The organism is Micromonospora sp. ATA51 (genome assembly GCF_016802855.1).
Classification (GTDB): domain Bacteria; phylum Actinomycetota; class Actinomycetes; order Mycobacteriales; family Micromonosporaceae; genus Micromonospora; species Micromonospora sicca.
Map to the genome: position 1 here is coordinate 1 of NZ_JAEVHJ010000434.1, position 4,495 is coordinate 4,495.

At 71.9% G+C, this 4,495-nt stretch carries 3 protein-coding genes and 1 pseudogene; 2 read left to right on the forward strand and 2 right to left on the reverse strand.

Annotation, left to right across the window (positions count from 1 at the left end; all coding sequences use genetic code 11):
• The coding region (locus tag JNW87_RS35235; RefSeq protein ID WP_238455181.1) for a glycogen debranching N-terminal domain-containing protein at positions 1–2,085 on the reverse strand (2,085 nt) is incomplete at its 3' end.
• Positions 2,086–2,177: 92 nt separating this feature from the next.
• On the reverse strand, positions 2,178–3,020 hold the full coding sequence (locus tag JNW87_RS35240) for an ABC transporter permease (RefSeq protein ID WP_238455182.1): 843 nt from the start codon (positions 3,018–3,020) through the stop codon (positions 2,178–2,180).
• A 142-nt stretch (positions 3,021–3,162) separates the two neighbouring features.
• On the opposite strand from JNW87_RS35240, the gene JNW87_RS35245 reads away from it, so the two are divergent.
• Positions 3,163–3,723: an NADPH-dependent FMN reductase gene (locus tag JNW87_RS35245; RefSeq protein ID WP_109804445.1), complete on the forward strand. Its 561-nt coding sequence runs from the start codon at positions 3,163–3,165 to the stop codon at positions 3,721–3,723.
• Between the two features lie 508 nt (positions 3,724–4,231).
• Positions 4,232–4,495 (forward strand): annotated as a pseudogene (locus JNW87_RS35250) (hypothetical protein); the annotation flags it as partial.

Here is a 4,495-nt window from a genome sequence, read left to right on the forward strand (position 1 = left end):
TCCGTAGCGGCGCGGCCGGGCGCAGCGCCAGCAGCGCCTGCACCAGCGCGATGATCGAACTGGCCGACCAGGCCTGCGGGGAACACGAGTTCGGGTACAGCCACTCGGGCAGGTGCGGATCGACGAAGATCGTCCGTAGCGGCGCGGCCGGGCGCAGCGCCAGCAGCGCCTGCACCAGCGCGATGATCGAACTGGCCGACCAGGCCTGCGGGGAACACGAGTTCGGGTACACGCCCGGGTGCGGGTGGGCCGCGTCGCGGGGCAGGCCGCTGAGCACCTCGGCAGGCGGTGCTCCTCGAACAGCGCCGCCGCGGCGAACATCCCTTCCGCCAGCCGGTGCAGGTGTGCCCAGCAGCCGTACCGGGCCAGCCCGAGGCCGATCGTGCCCGCCTCCACCGGCCAGACGCTGCCCCGGTGGTAGCTGAACGGGTTGTACGCCGGATTCTCCGCCGACAGCGTCCGCACCCCCCAGCCGCTGAACATGTCCGGCGCGAGCAGCCGGCCGGCGACCACCGGGGCGACCCGCGCCGGCACGATGCCGGTGGTGAGCAGGTGCCCGTCGTTCGAGTTGACCGAGCGCACCGGGCGCTTGTCCGGCCCCAGCGCCATCGCGTAGCAGCCCCGCTCGGGCAGCCAGTACGCGCGGTGGAAGCGGCGGCGCAGGGCGTGCGCCCGGGCCACGAGGGCGGCGCCCCGGGCGGGGTGACCGGCCGCGGTGAACACCACGGCGGCGTGCCGCAGCGCGGCGTACCAGTAGGCCTGCAGCTCGCTGGTCGCGATCGGGTTGGGCACCACCCGCCCGTGCTCGTCGACGACGGCGGTGTCCGAGTCCTTCCACCCCTGGTTCTTCAGCCCCGCAGGGGAGCGGCGGTGGTATTCGAGGAAACCGTCCCCGTCGACGTCGCCGTACCGCTCGATCCATTCCAGGGCGCGCCGCGCCGTCGGCAGCAGCTCCCGTACGGTGCGCAGGTCACCGGTCCAGGCGAGGTACTGCCCGAGGAAGACCAGGAAGTCCGGCGCGGTCGACCAGTCGCCGTAGTAGCTGGTGAACGGGTCCAGCCCGAGCACGGAGACCGGTCCCCGGCGGGCCTCGTGCAGCGGCTTGCCGGGCTCCTCGTCCCGCCAGTCGTCGACCCGCCGCCCGAGGTGGTCGGCGTTGAGCCGGAGGCTGTCGGCCAGCATGGTCGGCCCGGCCAGCAGCGCCTGCCAGGAGGCGGTCATCGTGTCCCGCCCGAAGATCTCCTGGTAGATCGGCAGCCCCGCCATCGGCGCCGTCGGCCCGGCCGGCTCGCCGAGCGGCAGCACCGACAGGTCCTCCACGGCGCACCGCCAGGCCGCCGTGACGTCGAAGTTGCTGCTGCTCAGCCGGGTCAGCTCAGCGGCCAGCCGGGCGCGCGCCGATCCGGCCGGGTCGGCGGGCTCGGTGAACGTCGCCGGCGGCGCGGCCAGCCGTTCACCGTCGAAGATCGGCTCCACGACCACGTCCAGCCGGGCGGTGCCGTGGGGCGGCACCACGACCTCGACGGCGAAGGCGCTGTCGGCGTACCGGACGGGGACGCCGTCGGCGCGGACCTGGACGGCCACCGCGCGGTCGATGTCGTCGCGCAGATAGCTCAGCCGTAGCTCCCCGGCCGCGGCGTCCCAGCTCGCGCCGATTCCGCCTTCCTGCACCCGGCGACCCCGCTCGGCCTCGCCGGTGTCCGCGAAGTCGGCGCCGAGGCGGAGCTCCACCGCCATCCGCAGCGGCTGCTGCGCGTAGCTGACCACGGTGAGCCGGGTACGCAGCCCGTCGCCCACGAACCGTTCCGTCAGCAGGTACGCCGCCCGCGACGGCATCGCCTCACCGTCGGCCAGCTCGGCGTACGAGAGCTGGGCGTGCCCCTGCACGTTCCCCGTGCTGAACGGGACCGGCTCGCGGCCCTCGACGGTGATCCGCTCGACGCTGAGCACCCGGGTGTTGCGGGCGAAGAAGCCCTGCGGGTCGGTGCCGGTGATCCGGCCCCGCGCGTCGGTGACCAGGGTGCTCCACCCGCTCGCCACGTACAGCAGGTCGGGCCGTACCCGCAGGTTACGGACCCTGGTCATCGCGCACGCGGCCGTTGCCCGGTCATCCCGCGCCGGTACCCCTTTGCCGAGCCGGTACACCCGCACGCCTCGATCGTCGACTGCGCCACCCGTCACGGCTCGGCACGGGCCCGGGCGCGGACGAGCAGTTCGACGGCGAGCGCGATCGCCACCGCCTCCACCGCCAGCAGGGTCAGCAGGATCAGCAGCTGGGTCGCCCCGGCCTGGATCGGTCCCGCCCCGCCGAGCAGCACCCCGACGAACGCCCCCGGCAGCGTGACCAGCCCGACCGTGCGGGTCTGGTCCAGCGCCGGGATCAGCGCCTGCCCGGCGGCCGGCCGGCAGATCTCCAGCGCGGCGTCGCGGGGGAGCAGCCCCAGGGCCAGTCCCGCCTCGTACTCGCCGTGCCGGCTGCGCAGCTCGTCCAGCGTCCGCCGACCGGCCAGGCTCGTCGCGGTCATCGCCCCGCCGATCAGGATGCCCGCGGTCGGCAGCAGCACCAGCGGCGTCGCGGGCAGCGCCCGGCTGGCCAGCAGTACGCCGAGACTCGGCACCACCCCGGCCGCGATGGCCAGCGGGGCGACCCGGGCGGGGCAGCCCGCCCCGATCCGCCGGCGCGCGGTGACGCTGGCGACCACGTACATGAGGAGGATGAACGCGCCGGTGCTCCACCAGTGGCGCAGCACGGCGACGATGACCAGCGACACGACGCCGAGCTGGACCATCCCGCTGAGCGAGAGTTCGCACGCCCCCGCGAGTTCGCTCATCCGCATCTGCCGGCCCGGCGCCTCCGACAGGTGCATCAGGGCCGTGTATTCGGTGAGGGGCAGCTGGCGCTCCCCCACCATGTCGGCGTCGATCGCGCGGGGCAGCACGTACATGACCCGGCCGAGGGAGCGGACCAGCGCCTCCTCGGCGGGGCTGAGCGGTTCGGGTTCTCGGGAGGTCCGGGACATGCCATTCATCCTAGTTGCTTGACCGGACAACCTTCACCTCAGTGATGTGACGTCGGCCATGGATATTTGCTTGGTCAAGCAATCGCTCGCTAGCTTCGGCGACGCCAGGCAAGGACCGTCGGACTGGAAGGGCACCAGACACATGACCAGGATCGGGATCATCCTCGGCAGCACCCGCCCGGGGCGTAACGGAGAATCCGTCGCCCGCTGGGTGCTCGAGGTGGCCAAGCAGCGCACCGACGCGCAGTTCGAGCTGATCGACCTGCTCGACTACCAGCTGCCGCACCTCGACGAGGCGTACCCGCCGTCGATGGGCCAGTACTCCCAGCCGCACACGCTGCGCTGGGCCAACACCATCGCGTCGTTCGACGGGTTCGTGATGGTCACCCCGGAGTACAACCACTCCACCTCGGGTGCCCTGAAGAACGCCATCGACTTCCTCTACGCGGAGTGGAACAACAAGGCGGTCGGTTTCGTCAGCTACGGCTCGGTCGGCGGCACCCGCGCCGTCGAGCACCTGCGCCTGATCGCCGGCGAACTCCAGATGGCCGACGTGCGGTCCCAGGTGGCGCTGTCGCTCTTCACGGACTTCGAGAACTTCAGCGTCTTCAAGCCGAACCAGTTCCAGCAGGACGCGCTGAGCACCACCCTCGACCAGGTCGTGGCCTGGAGCACCGCGCTCGCCCCGCTGCGCAATCGCTGAACACATTTCCACCTGATTCGCCGGATGGCCGCGGGATCCTCCCGCGGCCATCTCCCTGCCGCCCCGGCCGGTTCCGTCCGGCAGCTCCCCACCCGCCCCCAAGCCGGGGACGGCAGACAGCCCGATTGTCCGGATCTTGCCCCCCGAGGTGCGCACCCCAGCCAGCCGGAAATAAGGTCCGCCCCTGAATGTCCGGTTTGTGGGTGTGACCGGCGGCATCCTCAGCCCGGAATCGTGGCCGGCCCGGGGTCGTTACATCTCGCGTACGACCGAGTACCTGGCCCGCTCGACGGGCCGGACGGGCCCCGGGAATGATGGCGGGCCGGCGGTCGTTACACATGGTCCCGGCGCCGCGAGCAGGTATTGCCGCTTGACGGACCCGCGTTGAGGCTCCCCGCCCCCGCGGACCGGGCAGAGACTTTTCCCCTTTTGCTTTTGAGCGCCTGACGGTGCTTGCGCATGTCCCGGCCCCCACCGGGTGTGCGCCAACCCCCCAAGGAGCTTTGTCATGAACACGATGCTGCGTAAGAGCGTTCTCGGTATTGCTGGTCTGGCTTTCACCGGTGGTGTGTTCGCCGGTCCGATCGCCGCGCACGCCGACACCGGCCCCGTCACCGCCAAGCCCGCCGCCGTGGCGGTGCAGGCTGACAAGCCGGACAGCTCGAAGCTGATTCCGCATGGTGTGCAGGGCGCCCAGTCGAAGATTGACCTGAACGACGAGCAGACCGCCAACGCGGAGGCGATCATCGCGGCGACGAAGAAGGCCGGTCTG

Excerpts from the sequence above, each read along its gene's own strand:
- JNW87_RS35245 (WP_109804445.1), top strand. The coding sequence starts at position 3,163 with ATGACCAGGATCGGGATCATCCTCGGCAGCACCCGCCCGGGGCGTAAC.
- JNW87_RS35240 (WP_238455182.1), bottom strand. The coding sequence starts at position 3,020 with ATGTCCCGGACCTCCCGAGAACCCGAACCGCTCAGCCCCGCCGAGGAG.